1 rRNA gene is annotated in these 2,961 nt (G+C 51.9%); it reads left to right on the forward strand.

What is annotated here, in order from left to right:
• Positions 1-18 precede the first annotated feature (18 nt).
• A 23S ribosomal RNA gene (locus tag AJE_RS19055) occupies positions 19-2,904 on the forward strand.
• Positions 2,905-2,961 lie beyond the last annotated feature (57 nt).

The following is a 2,961-nucleotide window of genomic DNA, read 5'->3' on the forward strand; positions in this document are numbered from 1 at the left end:
GACATTTTGGGGTTGTATGGTTAAGTGACTAAGCGTACACGGTGGATGCCTTGGCAGTCAGAGGCGATGAAGGACGTACTAACCTGCGAAAAGCTATGGGGAGCCGGTAAGAGGCGCTGAACCGTAGATATCCGAATGGGGAAACCCAGTGAGTTTACTCACTATCCTTAACTGAATACATAGGTTAAGGAGGCAAACCGGGAGAACTGAAACATCTAAGTACCCCGAGGAAAAGAAATCAACCGAGATTCCGTTAGTAGCGGCGAGCGAACGCGGACTAGCCCTTAAGCTAGATTGGTGTTAGTGGAATCATCTGGAAAGCTGAGCGATACAGGGTGATAGCCCCGTACACGACAACACCTTTATAGTGAAAACGAGTAGGACGGGACACGTGGTATCCTGTTTGAAGATGGGGGGACCATCCTCCAAGGCTAAATACTCCTGACTGACCGATAGTGAACCAGTACCGTGAGGGAAAGGCGAAAAGAACCTCTGTAAGAGGAGTGAAATAGAACCTGAAACCGTGTACGTACAAGCAGTGGGAGCCCACTTTGTTGGGTGACTGCGTACCTTTTGTATAATGGGTCAGCGACTTACATTCTGTAGCGAGGTTAACCGAATAGGGGAGCCGTAGGGAAACCGAGTCTTAACTGGGCGAACTAGTTGCAGGGTGTAGACCCGAAACCGGGCGATCTAGCCATGAGCAGGTTGAAGATTGGGTAACACTAATTGGAGGACCGAACCCACTACTGTTGAAAAAGTAGGGGATGACTTGTGGCTTGGAGTGAAAGGCTAATCAAGCTCGGAGATATCTGGTTCTCCTCGAAAGCTATTTAGGTAGCGCCTCGAGCGAATACCACCGGGGGTAGAGCACTGTTTGGGCTAGGGGGTCATCCCGACTTACCAACCCCATGCAAACTCCGAATACCGGTGAGTACTACTCGGGAGACACACGGCGGGTGCTAACGTCCGTCGTGAAAAGGGAAACAACCCAGACCGCCAGCTAAGGTCCCAAAGTGATGATTAAGTGGAAAACGATGTGGGAAGGCATAGACAGCTAGGAGGTTGGCTTAGAAGCAGCCACCCTTTAAAGAAAGCGTAATAGCTCACTAGTCGAGTCGGCCTGCGCGGAAGATGTAACGGGGCTAAAATCATCCACCGAAGCTGCGGATTCATGCATTGCATGAGTGGTAGAGGAGCGTTCTGTAAGCCTGCGAAGGTGTGCCGGGAGGCATGCTGGAGGTATCAGAAGTGCGAATGCTGACATGAGTAACGATAAGGGGAGTGAAAAACTTCCCCGCCGAAAGACCAAGGGTTCCTATCCCATGCTAATCAGGGTAGGGTGAGTCGGCCCCTAAGGCGAGGCTGAAAGGCGTAGTCGATGGGAAACGGGTTAATATTCCCGTACCGGCCAATACTGCGATGGGGGGACGGAGAAAGCTAGGCAAGCGCGGCGTTGGTAGTCCGCGTGAAAGTGCGTAGGTTGGAGAGGTAGGTAAATCCGCTTCTCTAAGACTGAGACACGAGACGAGTCACTACGGTGACGAAGTTGCTGACGCTCTGCTTCCAGGAAAAGCCTCTAAGCTTCAGGTATTGGTGACCGTACCCTAAACCGACACAGGTGGTCAGGTAGAGCATACCAAGGCGCTTGAGAGAACTCGGCTGAAGGAACTAGGCAAAATAGTACCGTAACTTCGGGAGAAGGTACGCTCTTGTGTGTGAAGGCCTTGCGCTGTAAGCATATGAGAGTCGCAGTGACCAGCTGGCTGCAACTGTTTATTAAAAACACAGCACTCTGCAAACACGTAAGTGGACGTATAGGGTGTGACACCTGCCCGGTGCCGGAAGGTTAATTGATGGGGTTAGCGCAAGCGAAGCTCTTGATCGAAGCCCCGGTAAACGGCGGCCGTAACTATAACGGTCCTAAGGTAGCGAAATTCCTTGTCGGGTAAGTTCCGACCTGCACGAATGGTGTAATGATGGCCAGGCTGTCTCCAGCCGAGACTCAGTGAAATTGAAATTGCGGTGAAGATGCCGTATACCCGCGGCTAGACGGAAAGACCCCGTGAACCTTTACTATAGCTTGGCACTGAACATTGACCCTACATGTGTAGGATAGGTGGGAGGCTTTGAAGCTGGGACGCTAGTCCTGGTGGAGCCGTCCTTGAAATACCACCCTTGTATGTTTGATGTTCTAACGTAGGTCCCTGAACCGGGATTGCGGACAGTGTCTGGTGGGTAGTTTGACTGGGGCGGTCTCCTCCTAAAGCGTAACGGAGGAGCACGAAGGTTGGCTAAGTACGGTCGGACATCGTACGGTTAGTGTAATGGTAGAAGCCAGCTTAACTGCGAGACAGACACGTCGAGCAGGTACGAAAGTAGGTCATAGTGATCCGGTGGTTCTGTATGGAAGGGCCATCGCTCAACGGATAAAAGGTACTCCGGGGATAACAGGCTGATACCGCCCAAGAGTTCATATCGACGGCGGTGTTTGGCACCTCGATGTCGGCTCATCACATCCTGGGGCTGAAGTCGGTCCCAAGGGTATGGCTGTTCGCCATTTAAAGTGGTACGCGAGCTGGGTTTAGAACGTCGTGAGACAGTTCGGTCCCTATCTGCCGTGGGCGTTGGATAATTGAGTGGAGTTGCTCCTAGTACGAGAGGACCGGAGTGAACGAACCGCTGGTGTTCGGGTTGTCATGCCAATGGCACTGCCCGGTAGCTATGTTCGGAACGGATAACCGCTGAAAGCATCTAAGCGGGAAGCCGGCCACAAGATGAGTTATCCCTTACCCCCTGAGGGTACTAAAGGGTCGTTGGAGACCACAACGTTGATAGGTGAGGTGTGGAAGCGCTGCGAGGCGTTGAGCTAACTCATACTAATTGCCCGAGAGGCTTAACCATACAACGCCCAAGATGTTTTAAAGAAAGAATACAGTGTGCATACAATCAGCTTGCTAA

Origin of the sequence: Alishewanella jeotgali KCTC 22429 (assembly GCF_000245735.1) — a bacterium.
Classification (GTDB): Bacteria; Pseudomonadota; Gammaproteobacteria; order Enterobacterales; family Alteromonadaceae; genus Alishewanella; species Alishewanella jeotgali.